This window comes from Halonotius roseus, from assembly GCF_006861655.1.
In the GTDB taxonomy this organism is placed as follows: domain Archaea; phylum Halobacteriota; class Halobacteria; order Halobacteriales; family Haloferacaceae; genus Halonotius; species Halonotius roseus.
On record NZ_SESI01000003.1, the window covers coordinates 294,413 to 309,912 of the forward strand.

The 15,500-nt window shown below is 65.4% G+C and carries 14 protein-coding genes; 7 read left to right on the forward strand and 7 right to left on the reverse strand.

Annotation, left to right across the window (positions count from 1 at the left end; translation table 11 throughout):
• Window positions 1–11 precede the first annotated feature (11 nt).
• Window positions 12–3,545, reverse strand: a complete 3,534-nt coding sequence (locus EWF95_RS11555; protein ID WP_142444227.1) for a PAS domain S-box protein — start codon at window positions 3,543–3,545, stop codon at window positions 12–14.
• Between the two features lie 80 nt (window positions 3,546–3,625).
• A complete protein-coding gene (locus tag EWF95_RS11560) occupies window positions 3,626–4,081 on the reverse strand; it encodes a DUF2240 family protein (protein ID WP_142444228.1) in 456 nt (151 codons plus the stop codon).
• Window positions 4,082–4,170: 89 nt separating this feature from the next.
• On the opposite strand from EWF95_RS11560, the gene EWF95_RS11565 reads away from it, so the two are divergent.
• Window positions 4,171–4,542, forward strand: coding sequence for a 30S ribosomal protein S8e (locus tag EWF95_RS11565; protein ID WP_142444229.1), 372 nt, complete (start codon window positions 4,171–4,173; stop codon window positions 4,540–4,542).
• Window positions 4,543–4,593: 51 nt separating this feature from the next.
• Entirely contained in the window at window positions 4,594–5,355 is a 762-nt protein-coding gene (locus EWF95_RS11570; RefSeq protein ID WP_142444230.1) for a Nif3-like dinuclear metal center hexameric protein, read from the forward strand.
• 11 nt (window positions 5,356–5,366) lie between these two features.
• On the opposite strand, the gene EWF95_RS11575 is transcribed toward EWF95_RS11570, so the two are convergent.
• Window positions 5,367–6,107, reverse strand: coding sequence for an HAD family hydrolase (locus EWF95_RS11575; protein WP_142444231.1), 741 nt, complete (start codon window positions 6,105–6,107; stop codon window positions 5,367–5,369).
• A 525-nt stretch (window positions 6,108–6,632) separates the two neighbouring features.
• Between EWF95_RS11575 and EWF95_RS11585 the strand changes: the two genes are divergently transcribed.
• On the forward strand, window positions 6,633–7,166 hold the full coding sequence (locus EWF95_RS11585; protein WP_142444233.1) for a type 1 glutamine amidotransferase domain-containing protein: 534 nt from the start codon (window positions 6,633–6,635) through the stop codon (window positions 7,164–7,166).
• Between the two features lie 123 nt (window positions 7,167–7,289).
• On the opposite strand, the gene lwrS is transcribed toward EWF95_RS11585, so the two are convergent.
• From lwrS to EWF95_RS11605, 4 genes are all read right to left on the reverse strand, one after another.
• Complete coding sequence (gene lwrS, locus EWF95_RS11590) at window positions 7,290–7,676, reverse strand: LWR-salt protein (RefSeq protein ID WP_142444234.1); 387 nt, start codon at window positions 7,674–7,676, stop codon at window positions 7,290–7,292.
• 12 nt (window positions 7,677–7,688) lie between these two features.
• Window positions 7,689–9,125, reverse strand: a complete 1,437-nt coding sequence (gene hemA / locus EWF95_RS11595) for a glutamyl-tRNA reductase (protein ID WP_142444235.1) — start codon at window positions 9,123–9,125, stop codon at window positions 7,689–7,691.
• Window positions 9,122–9,781 carry a precorrin-2 dehydrogenase/sirohydrochlorin ferrochelatase family protein gene (locus EWF95_RS11600; protein ID WP_142444236.1) on the reverse strand — a complete coding sequence of 220 codons (660 nt, stop codon included), beginning with the start codon at window positions 9,779–9,781 and terminating at the stop codon, window positions 9,122–9,124. The genes hemA and EWF95_RS11600 overlap by 4 nt, the downstream gene beginning before the upstream one ends.
• 98 nt (window positions 9,782–9,879) lie before the next feature.
• Complete coding sequence (locus EWF95_RS11605) at window positions 9,880–10,803, reverse strand: manganese-dependent inorganic pyrophosphatase (protein ID WP_142444237.1); 924 nt, start codon at window positions 10,801–10,803, stop codon at window positions 9,880–9,882.
• A 187-nt stretch (window positions 10,804–10,990) separates the two neighbouring features.
• Here EWF95_RS11605 and EWF95_RS11610 point away from each other — a divergent pair, with 187 nt between their 5' ends.
• From EWF95_RS11610 to EWF95_RS11625, 4 genes are all read left to right on the forward strand, one after another.
• Complete coding sequence (locus tag EWF95_RS11610; RefSeq protein WP_142444238.1) at window positions 10,991–12,259, forward strand: TIGR00341 family protein; 1,269 nt, start codon at window positions 10,991–10,993, stop codon at window positions 12,257–12,259.
• A 51-nt stretch (window positions 12,260–12,310) separates the two neighbouring features.
• A complete protein-coding gene (locus EWF95_RS11615) occupies window positions 12,311–14,269 on the forward strand; it encodes a DEAD/DEAH box helicase (RefSeq protein ID WP_142444239.1) in 1,959 nt (652 codons plus the stop codon).
• Window positions 14,270–14,404: 135 nt separating this feature from the next.
• The gene (locus EWF95_RS11620; protein WP_142444240.1) at window positions 14,405–14,920 is read left to right on the forward strand and encodes a hypothetical protein; all 516 of its coding nucleotides are present in this window, start codon (window positions 14,405–14,407) and stop codon (window positions 14,918–14,920) included.
• An 82-nt stretch (window positions 14,921–15,002) separates the two neighbouring features.
• Window positions 15,003–15,500 carry a LabA-like NYN domain-containing protein gene (locus EWF95_RS11625; protein ID WP_142444241.1) on the forward strand — a complete coding sequence of 166 codons (498 nt, stop codon included), beginning with the start codon at window positions 15,003–15,005 and terminating at the stop codon, window positions 15,498–15,500.

Here is a 15,500-nt window from a genome sequence, read left to right on the forward strand (position 1 = left end):
TGTGTCCTCGATCAGTCCGCAGTCTCTCTCTGTTCTTTGGGAATAGTGAACTTGAATGTTGACCCCGTCGTGTCAGATTCGACCCAAATCTCGCCGCCGTGCCGAGAGGCGATCCGCTCGCAGATCGCCAGCCCGATTCCGCCCTCACCACCCTCCTGATCGGTCGTCGCCTGTTGGAAGATCTCGAAAATGCGGTCGTGGTGCTGCTCGGCGATCCCCGGCCCGTTGTCGGCGACCGCGAACTCCCACGCGTTGCCGGTGTCGGTCACTGACACCCCGATTTTCGGCGGGTCGCCACCGTGTTGGATCGCGTTTTTGACGAGGTTCTGGAACAGTTGGCCGAGTTGGTTGCGGTCGGCGGTCACCGTTGGCAACGACTCAGCGTCGATCTCGGCGTCGGTTTCGTCTCTGAGCACCGCCAGTCCCTCCAGCGTTTCGCCAAACACGCTGTCGGCGTCGACGGCCTCGAAGTCCTCACCGCGGGTTTCGACCCGCGAGTACTGCAACAGCGCGTCGATCATCGACGACATCCGCGAGGCGTTGCTCGCCGCGCGGTCGATGTAGAACTGGGCGTCGTCATCGAGATCGTCGCGATATTCGGACTCCAACAGGTCGAGATAGCTCGTGACGCTCCGCAGCGGCTCCTTGAGGTCATGGGAGGCGATGTAGGCGAACTCCTGGAGGTTCTCGTTTGACTCCTCCAGTTTGTTTTTGTACGTTTCCAGTGCCTGTTCGCGTTCGGCCCGCTGGAAGGCTGCGGCGGCGTGACTCGCCAGCATCGACAGCAGATTGCGGTCGGTCGCGCCGAACGCGCCCGACTCCTCGGCCGCAACGACCAACAGCCCGTCGCTGTCGATGGGGTACAACAGCATCGACGACAGCGATGTCTCCGGGTGAGAGGGCTCCTCGACAGCCGCGTAGTCGTCGACGATCCGTGGCGATCCATCGCGGAACGCCGCCATCTCGGCCGATCCGGGCTCGATCCCGGCGAGTTCGTCGCCGGCCGTAAGCTGGTCGGCCGCCTCCGAGGCTCTCCACGGTACCAGCCGGTCGGCCTCGGCGTCGTACTCCCACATCACCTGCACCGGATCGTCGAGCACCGCGCCGGCGATGTCGACGACGCGCTCGGCGACCGCCGCGGGCGAGGTCGCCGTGATGAGATCCTTGGTCGTCTCGCTGATGATTTCGAGCTGTTCTTCGCGCCGCTTGCGCGCGGTCACGTCGGTCGCCGAGACGACGAGGGCGACAACCTCGCCGTCGCCGTCAGTCACCGGGCGCAACGAGCCCTCGGCGGTGATCCATTCGTCGTCGCCGACCGGGTGGTCAGCCTCGTAGTGGACGTACTCGCCGTCGACCGCGCGGTCGATCCACCCCCGAAGATCGGCTTGGAGGTCGGCGTCGTAGTCCCACCACGGCGTTTCGGGGAACGGGGCACCCTCCAGTGTCGCCCGGTCGGCACCCGCGAGTTCGACCGCTTTCTCGTTGACCTGCTGGATCACGCCGTCGGTGTCGAGAACGGCCATGAGGAGCTGTGGGTCGTTGACGACGGCTTCGAACCGGCGTTCGCTCCGCCGGAGCTCCTGCTCGCGGGCCTTCCGTTCGGTGATGTCGCGGGCGATGCCGGCCACCCGGACGATCTCGCCGTCGTTGTAGATCGGCTCGCCTTTGACCGACACCCAGCGGCCGAAATCCTCCTCGGCGTTGACCCGGTACTCGGCTTCGGTCGACTCGCCCTGTTGGAGGCGTTCGATGGCGTCCATGGCGATTCCACGGTCGTCGGGGTGGATGCCCGCCGCGAAATCCATCGAGTCGGCCTCCAAGTCGGCGATAGAGCGACCCCACACGTCCTCGTAGGCACTGTTGACGAACTGGATCTCGCTGAACTCGGCGTCGAACAGCCAGAACACGTCGTCGGTCGTCTCGGTCAACTGCCGGAGGATCGCCTCCTGGGCTTCGAGCCGCGTTTCGGCCCGCTTGCGGTCGTTGATATCGATGTGGATACCGGCAGCCCGCGTCGCTTCGCCGTCAGCGTCGCGGTCGACGACGCGGCCGAGTGCTTGCACCCACTGCCAGCCGCCGTCTTCGGTCTGGAGGCGAAACTCCTGTTCGTAGGTCTCGGTGTCGCCGGCAACGTGGGTCGACAACGCGTCGAGGGTGGCCTCGCGGTCGTCGGGATGGAGGAGTTCCTCCCATGTGTCGAACTCGAAGGCGAGATCGTCTTGCTCGTAGCCGAGCATCGTCGCCCACTGCTCGTTGAACTGTAGCTCGTCGGTTTCGATATCCCAGTCCCACGTCCCGATGTTCGCGCCGTCGATAGCGAGATCGTACCGGCTGCGGAGGCTCTGCTGTTCGGCCTTCCGGTCGGTGATATCAGTCGACAGCACTGACAGCCCGTTCTCGTCGGGAAACACCTGCAGTTCGGTCCAGTAGTCGCCGGCCTCGTAATAGAACTCGCAGGTTCTCGGCTCCCCCGACGCCATGGCCTTGCGCAGCGTCTCGGCCATGACAGTGTCTTCGATCTCGGGATACTGCTCCCAGAGGTTCTCGCCGACGACCGATTCGGCGGGGACGCCCTGTCGCTCGGCCATCGCATCGTTCCAGTAGGTGATCGTCCAGTCGGTATCGAGGGCGTAGTAGCCGCTGGTGATCCGTTCGGTCAGCCGGCGGTACTGGCGTTCCCGCTCGCGCTGTTCGAGTTCGTCGCTCATCCAGCCGGCCAGCAGTTCGACAAACGTCTCGTGACTGTCGGTAAACGCCGTCTCTCGTGGGTCGCGGTCGGCAAAACAGATGGTGCCGTATGGCTCGCCGTCGACGCTGATCGTCGCCCCGAGATAGCAGGCCAACCCGAACCGCTGGTAGGCCGGGTCGTCGTCCCAGCCCTCCTCGCTGGCCTCTGTGACGGCGACCGGCTCGTCGGCGGCGACGGTGTGTCGACAGTAGGATTCGGCGGCCGGAGCCGTCGACCCCGCTTGGAGCTGTTCGTTTTCACCCGCGCTGACGACGATCTCCTGTGTCTCGTCGGTCAGTCGGGCGAAATACCCCTGCTCGACGCCCATATGCTCGGCTCCGAACGATAGCAGGGCTTCGACCTTCGTTTCGAACTCGTCGTCGCTGGCGGTGATCTCCTGGAGTCGGCGAAACGCGGTCTCCTGTCTGTCGACAACGCGTTCGCGTGTCGCTGTCGCCGTTTCGTCGGCCTCCGATTCTGTCGTCTCACCCTCGGTCGTCACCAACAACGATACACCATCGCCCTCGGGACAGATGCGGATCTCGACCGGCGCGTCGATTGCCTCGCTGTGGGCCGTAAACCGCTGGTCGGCGGCCTCGTCGATGGCCGCCTCGATTCGCTCGGTGAGGTTCCACGCCCTCGCGTCGGCGATCGCCTCGTCGATAGCGACACCTTGGCCCGCTTGGGCCGACTCGGCGAGAAACGGCTCTGTGGCCGCGTTCGCGTAGGTGATGTGGCCGTCATCGACGCCGATCACGGCCGCCGAGAGCCGCGCGAGTGCCCGGGATGGTTGCTCGCTGGATTCAAACGCGGTCATAGCCACTAAAGGGCAAATCGCTGTAAATAAATTGTGTCACTCGTGGCGCACTACCGACTACCTCGCGGCCAGTGGGGCCGTCACTCGGCGTCGCCACCCAGCTCCGCCCGTACCGCGCCAGCCGCGGCGTCGACCGCGACACCCTCGCGGGTGGCGACAAGCACGGCCGCCGCCTCCAGGGTGATCCCGAGTCGTCGCTGCGTTTCGTTGGCGGCGGCGACGGCCTCCTGTTTTTCCATCCCAGCGTCGGTCATCCGATCTAACAGCTGCTCGAAGGTCGACTGTTCGCGGAGGATATCGGTGTCAGGCGTGTAGTTCGATGGAATATCGACCGCATCGAGATCGAAGGTCGCCACGAGGTCGCCATCGGCTTTCTCCAGGAGGCCGCGGCCGACCGCCACATCGACCAGTCGCTTGGCCTGATCCGGCGAAAACCACTCTCTGTCGAGCGAGAGCGCGACGACGAAGGCCCCCTCGCCCAGCCGGTCGGTGCCCTGCTGGCGGAAGGGAACGGCGACGGCGACCTTCAGGCTCATAGATGAGGGAGACAACGAGGGCAACCTAACAGTTGCGACTTCCGGGGCGTTCCGAGCGATTCAAGTAGCTGCTGGTGGTTCTGGTGGGTATGAAAGATCAGGGACGCTCGGCGCGGAAACGCACCGGCGGCCGGCTCAAACACGCCAGCAAGAAGAAGCGACACGAACTCGGACGCGAACCCGCCGAGACCACCGTCGGCGACACCCGACTCCAGGTCATCGACTCGCGCGGCACCGAGGACAAGCTCCGCGCGCTCTCGACGAACGTCGCCCAGCTCGCCGACGGCGGCGAGACGACCGAGGTCGAGATCGAGGATGTTGTCGAAAACCCGGCGAACGTCAACTACGCCCGCCGAAACATCATCACGAAGGGCGCGATCATCGAGACCAGCGAAGGCCAAGCCCGCGTCACCTCCCGGCCCGGCCAGGTCGGCCAGGTCAACGCTGTCGCCCTCGACTAACGCGGTTTCTTCTTTCGTCGCTTACAAGCCGACCCACGCCGAGAGGCCGGTATGGAACTCGCCGAGTTCGTCAGTCGACTCGATGACCGTCTTGACACCGACGCCTACAGCGATGTCGACGCCAGCGCGAACGGGCTACAGGTCGGCCCCCCGGAAGCCACGATCGACCACGCGGCCTTCGCCGTCGACGCCGCCGAGGCGACGATCACCGATGCGGCCGACGCCGGTGGGGACGCCCTCGTCGTCCACCACGGGCTCTCGTGGGGCGGGATCGAACGCGTCACCGACCGCCAGTACGACCGGATCGCCGCGCTGGTCGACACCGACATCGCACTCTACGTCTCACATCTCCCGCTTGACGGCCAGCAAGAACTCGGCAACGCGGCCGTCCTCGCCGATCACCTCGGCCTCACCGACACCGAACCGTTCGGCTCGATGGGGCCGGTGACCGTCGGCCAGCAAGGAATGGCACCGGCATCGCTGACGCGAGACGAGTTGACAACGACGCTCGAAGCCGAACTCGAAACTGACGACGTGCAGGCTCTGGATTTCGGGCCCGAGAATATCGAGCAGGTCGCCATCGTCACCGGTAGCGGGACGGACTGGCTGGATGAGGCCCGCGAGGTCGGCGCGGACACACTCATCACCGGCGAGGGCAAACAGCAGGTCTACCACCGCGCGCGGGAGGCCGGCGTCAACGTCATCCTGGCGGGCCACTACGCGACCGAGACCGGCGGCGTCCAGCGACTCCAAGCACTCGCCGAGGAGTGGGGACTCACGACAAGCTATCACAGCCACCCAACCGGGCTCTGAGCGCGGGGTCGTTACGGGTCGGTCGCGTCGTCGCCGCGATCGATCGCATCGTCAGCCGCCTCGGCAACACCGTCAGGCGATTCGGCAACACCGCCATCGGTCGCCGGCGCGGCCAGCAAGGAGTCGAGTGTTTTGACGCGATAGTCGCCGAGGACACACCGCCCCCGGGTGTCGTGGCCGTGGCGTTCGACATGCACCCCATCGAGGCCGGCGTTCCAGGCGGCCCCGATATCCACAGCCGCGTCGCCGACGAGCGCGCCGTGGTGATCGTCATCGACGCCCAACCCCGCCATCGCCTGCCGCACCGGCTCGGGATCCGGTTTCCAGCCGAGCTCATCGGTACAGCAGACGACCACGTCGAACCAGTCGGCGATATCAAGCTGGTGGAGGACTGGCTCGGTCAGAAACTCCTGGCAGTGGGTGACGAGGCCAACCGGCGTCGATCGGTCGTCGACCGTCCGGAGCAACGCCGCGGCGTCGTCGTGGAGATAGGTCGCTTCCGCGCGCGCCTGGGGTTCCTCGATCTCGCGGAAGGCAGCCCAGAACGGATCGGGATCGATCCCCCACTCGGTGAGGGTTGTGTTGCGCGGGCCGCCGAGGCCGTGCCAGAGGATCTCGGCTTCCCGATCGGTGAACCGACGGTCGAGTCGCTGGCCGACACGGTCGAAGATATCGCGGATATACCCCCACTCCGCGTCGATGACCGTGCCGTCGAGATCGAATAGCCAGAAATCGTACTCGTCGGTAACCATCGACCCAAGGCTACGGCGGGCAGCTATATTTGTGTTGTGCCCGGACTCAGGGTGCTGTTCAAATTAGTGCGATTGGATTGAGAGCACCTCGAAAGCCCCCGGCGGCTCGACTCCCGGGACTCGCTGCGCTCCTCGCTCACTACGTTCGCTGTGGTGCTTGCGTCGTCCGGGTTCGGCGAGCCGCCGGCCCCTTTCAGTCCCACCCGCGTTGGCGAGTCAAACAGCCGCAGTCGGGCGGGACTGAAAGGGGCGATTCGCTGGCGGACGGCGGGCGACGCAAGCACTGCAGGAGCGAACGCAGTGAGCGACGAAGCGCGCAGCGAGCCCCCCGACGCCAGCGAGTCGGGGCTTTCGAGATGGTTTCGGTTTCTCTGGATTATCTGAACGCGACCGAAATCAAACCGGGACAAAAGATTATCCCGAAATAGGGCGATATCGAGGTACGGTTGGGTATCGGCCGGACGAGGCGAACACGGCTGTCGTGCGTTCGACACGTCTGGCTCGGACGCCCACCGGTGAGCTACCATGAAACTTGAGGACACACGAATCGCCATGTTGGTCGGGCCGGGGTTCGAGGATCTCGAATTTTGGGCCGTCTACATGCGCATGAAGGAGGAAGGCGCACAGATCGATGTCGTCGGGGTGGAGGCCGGCGTGGAGTATACGGGCAAAAGCGGCGGGCTCACCGCCGAAACCGAGGTTCCTGCCGCGGATGTCGACCCGGCAGCCGTTGATGCGGTGTTGGTGCCCGGCGGCTGGACACCCGACAAGATCCGCCGCGACGAGTCGGTTCTGGATCTTGTCCGAGATGCCCACGAGGCCGACAAGATCATCGGGCTGATCTGTCACGCCGGACTGGTCGGGATCTCCGCCGGCATCGTCGAGGGATCCGATGCGACAGGGTCGCAGGGTATCAAAGACGACCTCATCAACGCCGGGGCGAACTGGGTCGATGAGCCGGCGTTCCGCGACGGCAACATCGTCTGGGGCCGCGTCGTCGCCGACATCCCCGATTACAACCGCGTGCTGGTGGACGCACTGGCCGACAGCTCAGCATAGACCGGGGGCTCGGACGGCGAGGCTATCGTGCGCCGAAGCCTCAGTCAATGGGGCTGCTCCGGCGCGTTTCACGCGACAGATAACTCGATCACTCGTCGCCCCTAATCGCCTCAGTCCCGCTCGTTAGTCGCCCCTAATCGCCTCGCTTTCCCGGACGTGGATCGAACTGCCGAGATGTTGGTGGAGCACCTCCTCGACCGAGTCGGCGTTGAACCGTAAGAGATCGGTCTCGATTTCGTTTTCGAGTGCCGCCCGGTAGGCCGCGTCGGTTTCGAGTTCGCTGAAGCTGACCTCGACAACGTCCACGCCGAGTTTGTCCGTCAGGAGTGCTCGCATGTGTTCAGCGTCGGCAACGTCGCCGCGCCAAAGATTGTGCTGGAAAAACAGCCAGCCGTCGGTTCCCGGCGTCGCCGCTGGGAGTCGACAGACCGTCTCGAAGCGATCGGGATCGACGCGGGCCGCTGGTGGGTCAAGCTGGATCGTCACCCGAAACACGTAGTTCGCCTGCATGCCAGCGGACAGTCAGTTATCCGAGAGCTGTTCGAGGACGTGTGGGGGGATCTCCTCGGGGTCGACGCCGTCAGGCAGCCCCGCGGGCGACTCCGGCGGGCCGGCTGGCGTGTCGTCGCTCTCGCCAGCGGCGGAGTCGACATCGGTGTCGGCGTCGGCCGATTCGTCATCGACCGGGTCGTCGATCTCGTCGGTCGGGATCGGGCCATCGAACTCCGGATTGAACAGCTGCATCGCCGTTTGGATCGTCGTCCAGTCGTCCTCGGCGGCGGCCTCACGCAGACTCTTCGTCGGCGCGGCCAAAAGCTGGCTGACCAGCGAATCCGCCAGCGACTCGATGACCTCGCGGTGGGTGTCGGTCAGCTCGGCGTTGGCGTCGAGCTTCGCCATCGCGGTGCCGACCTCCCGATCCTTGACGCGTTCGGCACTCTCATACATCGTGCTGATCGCCTCGTCGGCGCGCTTGCGTTTGAACAGCGCGAGCAGGCGATCGAACTCCTCGTCGATCATCGCCTCAACCTCGGCGGCGGCATCCTCGCGGCGGGCGTGGGTCTCGGCGGTGATCGCCTCCAGAGCGTCGATATCGTGGATCGTGACCCCGGGCTCGGCGTCGGCGGCGGGCTCGATATCCCGCGGCTGGGCGAGATCGATACAGAGTGTCTCGCCGGCACGCGAAAGCTCGTCGGCCGCGAGGACGTGATCCGGGCTTCCGGTGGCGGCGATCACCACATCCGCTCGGTCAGCGGCGGCCCCGGCTGCCGACAGCCCGATCGCGCTGGCATCGACCGACACGGTGTCGGCGATGTGGGTCGCGTGTGGGATCGTTCGGTTGGCGATCAACAGCCGGTCGATCGGGGTGTCGGCGATCGATTCGGCGGCGATCGTCCCCATCTCGCCGGCACCGATGACGAGGGCGGTCGCGCCGTCGAGATCGGTCTCTCGTTCGGCGAGCGTCACGGCTGCCGAACCAAGCGAGACGACGCCCTCGTTGATCGCGGTCTCGGTGCGGGCGCGCTCGCCGACGTGGACGGCCTTCATCAGCGCGTCCTCTAACATCGGCCCGAGCCCCTCGGCGCGGCGGGCGGTCTCGACAGCGTCCTTTAGCTGCCCGATGATCTGATCCTCACCGAGAACGAGCGATTCGAGTCCGGCGGCCAGCCGCATCAGATGGCGCAAACTCTCCTCGTGGGCCATCGTGACGACCGCCCCGGAGCGAACCGGCTCGGCGATCTCCGCGAGAGCCGCCCGGCCCTGTTCGGCGCGGTCGGTGACGACGTAGGCCTCCGCGCGGTTGCACGTCTGAACCGCAAACGCCTCCCGGACGCCCGGTGTCGCCAGCAGGTCGGCGATCCGGGCCGGGACATCGTCCGCGCTGGCGGCTTCGATCTCGTCGACAGTCGCCGTATCGTGGGCGACGCGGACGCCGGTGATGACGCCGTTGGGTGTCATGTATCCTCCCCTGTGCGGTGATCCTGCATTACGCGTGCTGCCTCTTTTTCAGCGTTGGCGATTCCCGTATGTAAAGCCTTCCAAACCGCGGGCGAGCGGACAACCGCACGGAGCATCGCCCGCCGGGTTTCGGGGGGCTCCGTCTCCTTCAATTCGGCCCGAAGACGACCCGTCAGCTCGGCCATTTTGCCTGCATTGCTGATCTCGCGTTCGACCTGTTCTCGGAGATACCGAGCGAGTGCGGGGCTCTGCCCGCCGGTCGAGATGGCGACCGAGACCGGGTCGTCCTCGATCGTTGCGGGAACGACGACGCTGCCGACCGACCGATCGCCGGCGCGATCGGTGCGGTTGACGAGCACGTCGCGGTCGGCGGCCGCCTCGGCGACAGTGGCGTTGAGGTCGCTGTCATCGGTGGCGGCGACGACTAACGCCGGGGCGACGCGGTCGAGCCAGTCGTCGACAGTCGCCGGCGTTGGCGCGGCCCGAACCCGCTCGACGGTCGGGAATTCCGGCTTCTCAAAGCGGTCGTCGAAGGTTGGGCTGACGACGACCACGTCGGCCTCGGCGGCGAACCGTTCGGCCTTTCGCGCGCCGACGCTCCCGCCGCCGAAGACGAGTACGGTTGCGTCAGTAAAGTCGTGATAGAGTGGGATCATTGATCTCGCGGGACAGCTCCCAGACGGTTGGGCGGACAGATGAACCTAGTTCGGGGACGACAGCGGATTAGTGTGCTGGTAGACCCGTCGAAACCTGACTATTTTAGGGCGTCTTCGACCGGCGGGACGACCTGTTTTTTCCGGGACATCACGCCCGGCAGGAACGCCTCCCGGTCGGTGAACGTCGCACCGAGGGCGTCGCCGACAGCCTCGGTGTGGTCGCCGGCGATAAACGCCGTCGACTCCTCTTCGAGGAGGTCGGTCACGAGCACGAGCAACACGGCGTAGCCGCGCTCGGCGACAACCTCGTCCATCGCCTCAATGACCGCATCGCGCTGCTCAAGGACGGTCTCGGGTTCGACGGTCTCGATCTGACCGATCCCCAACACGTCGTCGCCGATGTCGTACTCCTTGAAATCCCCGAGCACCATCTCGCGGGGGCTTTTCTCGCCGAGCTTGCTCTTTTGGGCCAACAGTTCCTTGCCGTAGTCCTCGTAGTCGACGCCGGCGATCTCGGCCAGTCGCTCGGCGACCTCGCGGTCAGTGTCGGTCGTCGTCGGCGATCGGAGCACGACGGTGTCGCTGAGGAGGCCACTGAGCAGCAGTCCGGCGGTCTCCGCGTCGATGTCGACGCCGGCCTCATCGTAGAGCCTGGTGAGGATCGTCGCCGTCGAGCCGACCGGTTCGGCACGGAAGGAGATCGGATCGCCGGTCGTCACATCGCCGATGCGGTGGTGGTCGATGACCTGACTGATCGTCGCCTCGCGTGCGCCCGTGACGGTTTGACTGTACTCGTTGTGGTCGACGAGCAAGAGTTCTGCGTCGGTTGCGTCTTCCAGCAGTGTCGGCGACGCAACGTCCCACCGCTCAAGCACAAATTCGGTTTCGGGGTTGAGTTCGCCGGCGCGGGCGGCAACGACATCGCTGCCTGTGGCTTGTTTCAGGCGAGCGAGGGCGATCGCCGAGATGATCGTATCGGTGTCGGGCTGTTGGTGGCCGATGGCGTAGGCGGATTGTGACATGCCCGAGTGACGGCACTACAGTTGTAAGAACGTTCCCAAACGACCGCGCCGCGAGCAACGTGGAGCCAGCCTGGCCGCAGGCGGCGTCGACACCAACACCCACGACTGTTTTACTCTCGGCTCCAAAACAGGCGGTAGTGTTCGCACCGAGTCGATCCGTCCTACCACCCACCACCCACCAGCCACCATGCGCTTGATCCAAACGCTTGTCCCGGAGGGCAAACGCCAGCTCGTCATCGATCTCTTAGACGACGAGGAGATCGATTACGCGATGACAAGCGAGACCTCCCGGAGCGATTACAGCGACATCGTCTACATCCCGACCGATGTCGACAGCGTCGAGGGTATCCTCGATGAGCTCCGGGATGTCGGCGTCGAGCGCGACGGCTACATGATCGTCTCCGATGTCGAGACCATCGTCTCCGATCGCTTCGAACAACAGCAGGCCGACGACGAGGACGACGAGGAGCTCAACGGCGTCGCCGAGGACGAACGCATCTCCAGAGAGGAGCTCCAGACGAAGGCGCGAAACCTCTCGCGGAGCACCACCAACTACATCGCGTTGACGTTGATCAGCGCGATCGTCGCCACCGCCGGGCTCCTGCAGGACAGCGCGGCGGTCGTGGTCGGCTCGATGGTGATCGCGCCGCTGATCGGGCCCGCGATGGCTTCCTGTGTCGGCACGGTCACCAGCGACGACGCCCTGTTCTGGGAGGGGATGCGCTCGCAGGCGATCGGCCTCGCGGTCGCGGTCGTCAGCGCGACGCTGTTCGCGGCCGGCTACCGGGCCGTCCTCGCGCCGGATCTCGAACTGCTTCTCATCCAGCAGGTCGCCGAGCGCGCCCATCCCGGCTTGCTCTCGTTGGCGATCGCGCTGGGTGCGGGGATCGCCGGCGCGCTGTCGCTGACCTCCGGGGCCGACGAGGCGTTGGTCGGCGTCATGATCGCCGTCGCGTTGATGCCGCCGGCGGCGGCGGTCGGTCTCGGGATCGCCTACGTCGACCCGACGCTTGCGGTCGGCGCGGGCGTACTGGTGGCGGTCAATCTCCTCTCGATCAACGTTGCCGGCGTGGTGACCGTCTGGGTGCGGCGATACAAGCCGACCCACTGGTATGACGCCAAGGAAGCCCGGCGGCTGACCGGGCGGCGACTCCTGATCTTCGGGGTGTCGATCCTGGTTCTCACGTCGTTTCTGGCGACCAGTTCGCTGGCAGCCCGCGAAAACGCCCAGTTCGAGGCCACCGTTGAGACGATCGCCGACGACGCCAGCGAGAACCTGCTCGATGTGGAGTTTAGCTACGAGCCAAATCTCTTGACCCAACAGCCCGACACCGTGACGGTACGCGTCTACGGCGAGAACCCACCGCCAGCCGCCGCGCTCCGCGAAGAGATCCGGAGACAGACTGGTGTCGATGTCGGCGTCCGTGTCGTCACCGAGCAGATCAGCCGCGCCTGAGCCGGCTGGGCCGCATAGGCTTTTAGGCAAGTAGGCCGCAGCGTTCGGTAGATGCAGGTTGATGCGTTGCCGCTTGCGACGCCACACGTCGCCCACTTCCAGCGTCAGGGGATCGAGGAGCTGTACCCACCGCAAGCCGAGACGGTCGCCGCCGGGATCTGTGACGGCGAGAACGTCATGGCGGCGATCCCGACCGCCAGTGGCAAGACCCTGATCGCCCAGCTTGCCATGCTGACCGCCGACGGGCCGGGTCTCTACATCGTCCCGCTGCGCGCGCTCGCCACCGAAAAACATGCCACGTTCAGCGAGCTGCCGGGTGTCGATGTCGGCATTGCGACCGGCGATTACGACTCGCCGGCGGCCGAACTCGCCGACCACGATATCGTCGTCGCCACCAGCGAGAAGGTTGATTCGGCGATCCGCAACGGTGCCTCCTGGGTCGACGACATCGGCTGTGTCGTCGTCGACGAGGTACACCTGCTCGGCCAGGCGGATCGTGGGCCGACACTGGAGGTGACGCTGGCGCACCTCCGGCGGCTCACACCAGGTGTCCAGCTGGTCGCGCTGTCGGCGACCGTCGCCAACGCCGACGAGATCGCCGACTGGCTCGGCGCGGAGCTCGTCGAATCCGACTGGCGACCCGTCGATCTCCGCACCGGCGTTGCCGACGCCGACGCGGTCACGTACGACGACGATACGTCTGACCCGCTCGGGATCGACGCCACGGAACTGCCACCCGAGGCAGATCTCGATACCGAAACCACAGCCCGGCTCGTCGACGATGCCCTCGCCGACGGCGGCCAGTCGCTGGCATTCGTTCGCTCCCGGCGGGAGGCCGAATCGCTCGCCGAGCGACTGCGCGGCGAGGAAGACAACAGCACCGGCGACGCCACGCAGGCCGACCGCGAGGCCGTCGCAAGCGAGATCGAAACCCTCGACGGTACCGTCACCGGGGAACGACTCGCCGACTGCGTGCGCGATGGCGTCGCCTTCCACCACGCCGGGCTCCGAAGCGGCCACCGTGCGCTCGTCGAATCGGCGTTTCGGGAGCGGACGCTGGACGCCATCTGTGCGACGCCGACGCTGGCCGCCGGCGTCAACGTCCCTGCCCGCCGGGTTGTCGTCCGCGACCAGCAACGCTACACCGGCTCGGGAACCGAGTGGCTGCCCGTCCTTGAGATCCACCAGATGTGTGGGCGGGCGGGCCGGCCGCATCTCGACCCCTACGGCGAGGCGATCCTCGTCGACACCGACGACCCCGAGGCGTTAGCCGAGCGGTATCTCGATGCCGACCCCGAGGCCGTCGAATCGAAGCTGGCAAGCGAAGCCGCGCTGCGAACCCACGTGCTGTCGATCATCGCCTCCGGCTTCGCCGAGACCGAATCCGGGATCCTGGATCTGTTGGCGGCGACGTTTTACGCCCACCAGACACCCGTCGACGACCTCGCTGGCATCGTCGCCGCCGTCATCGAGGAGCTGATCGAGATGGGGCTGGTCGTCCGCAACGCGGCTGATGGCACCGACGAGGACAGTAGCGTGCTGGCGGCGACGGAGATCGGCGCGACCGTCTCCACGCAGTATATCACCCCCGAAACCGGGGTGCAGATTGTCGAGGGGCTGCGGCGGGCCGCGGAGATGACCGAGCCGACCGCGCTCACCGCCTTGGAGATCATCTGTGATACGCCGGATATGCACGATACCTACCTCGGCAACGAGGAGCGAGCGGCGATCTACGAGTACGCCCGCCGGCACGCCGACGAGTTTACCACCGCGATGAGCGAAGCCGAGGAGTTCGAGCGGTGGCTTGAGGCGGTCAAAACCGCCCGCATCCTTGCCGAGTGGAGCGAAGGAGCAACGATCGAAACGCTCGTCGAACGGTACCGACTCGGCCCCGGCGATCTCGATTCACGGATCGAGCGCGCCGACTGGCTGTTGAGCGCGGCCGACGCCGTCGCCGACGTGCTCGGGGTCTCGTTGCCGGCGATCGATCGGGTTCGCTCGCGGCTCTGAGACCGCTGTCGTCGATCTGTGGCTGTCGGGTGACTATTCAACTATTCAACATTTTTCGGCTGATTTGGATGATAACGGCAAGATCGATCCTGTCTTGCTAACTTATTTATGCGTTCCACGGGAGCTATCGGTATCGTGTCGAACGGCCGCTCGATCGCATCGCCGGTCGGTGGGGCATCACCCCCGCCCTGCAAGCAGCCAATTGAGGTCATCGAGATCGAACAGGGGTACGTCTGTCGTGAGTTTCGGCACAACCCCGAGAAAGCGGCGGTGTTTTCCGTACACGACCGGCGCATGGAGGCGATGGCGGCCGCCTCAGATCGGCTTGAGGCCGACCGCCACCCCTGTACGCTGCGGTGGGATTCGGAGTCAAGCGTCGGCGACATCTACTGGAACGACCTGTTTAGCACGCTGCGGGTGACCTACAGCCCGCTGCTGAAAAAGTGGGTCGTCGTCCCTGAGGGCGAACGCTACATCTTCGGCTCCGCAAGCGCGGTTCAACAGGCCTACGAGTACGGCAAACAGGCCCAAGAGCAGTTTAATTTCAAGCATCTGGAGGTGCACGCAAAGGACGGAACGGTCGAGAAAACGGTCGACCACCCGTTTATCAGCAAATCGATCACGGATCCAAACGTGAAATTCAACCGGTGACCCGCACCAACGATCGGAGCCGATAGCATCGGTTCCAGGGCGGGTGCGACAGGCTCAACACGCCGGCCGGTCGTGGATCGGTATGACCGATATTCACCCCGATCAGCGGGTGGCCGTGCTGGCGGATTCCCAGAACCTCTATCATACGGCCCACAGCGACTACTCACGCAACATCGACTACGAAGGGTTGTTGACCGAGGCGGTCGCCGGCCGGGAGCTGACCCGAGCGATCGCTTACGTGATCCGGGCGGACGCGCCAAACGAGGAGGATTTCTTCGACGCCCTCGTCGACATCGGCTTCGAGACCAAGATCAAGGCGATCAAAACATTTGGTGATGGCAGCAAGAAGGCCGACTGGGATGTCGGGATGAGCCTCGATGCGGTCACGCTGGCCGACCACGTCGACACGGTCGTGCTGTGTACCGGCGACGGCGATTTCTCGCGGCTCTGTTCGCATCTCCGCCACGAGGGCGTCCGAGTCGAGGTAATGGCCTTCGCCTCCTCGACGGCCGAGGAGCTGATCGACGCGACAGATGAGTTCACCGATCTCGCCGACAACAAAGAGCAGTTTCTCCTGTAA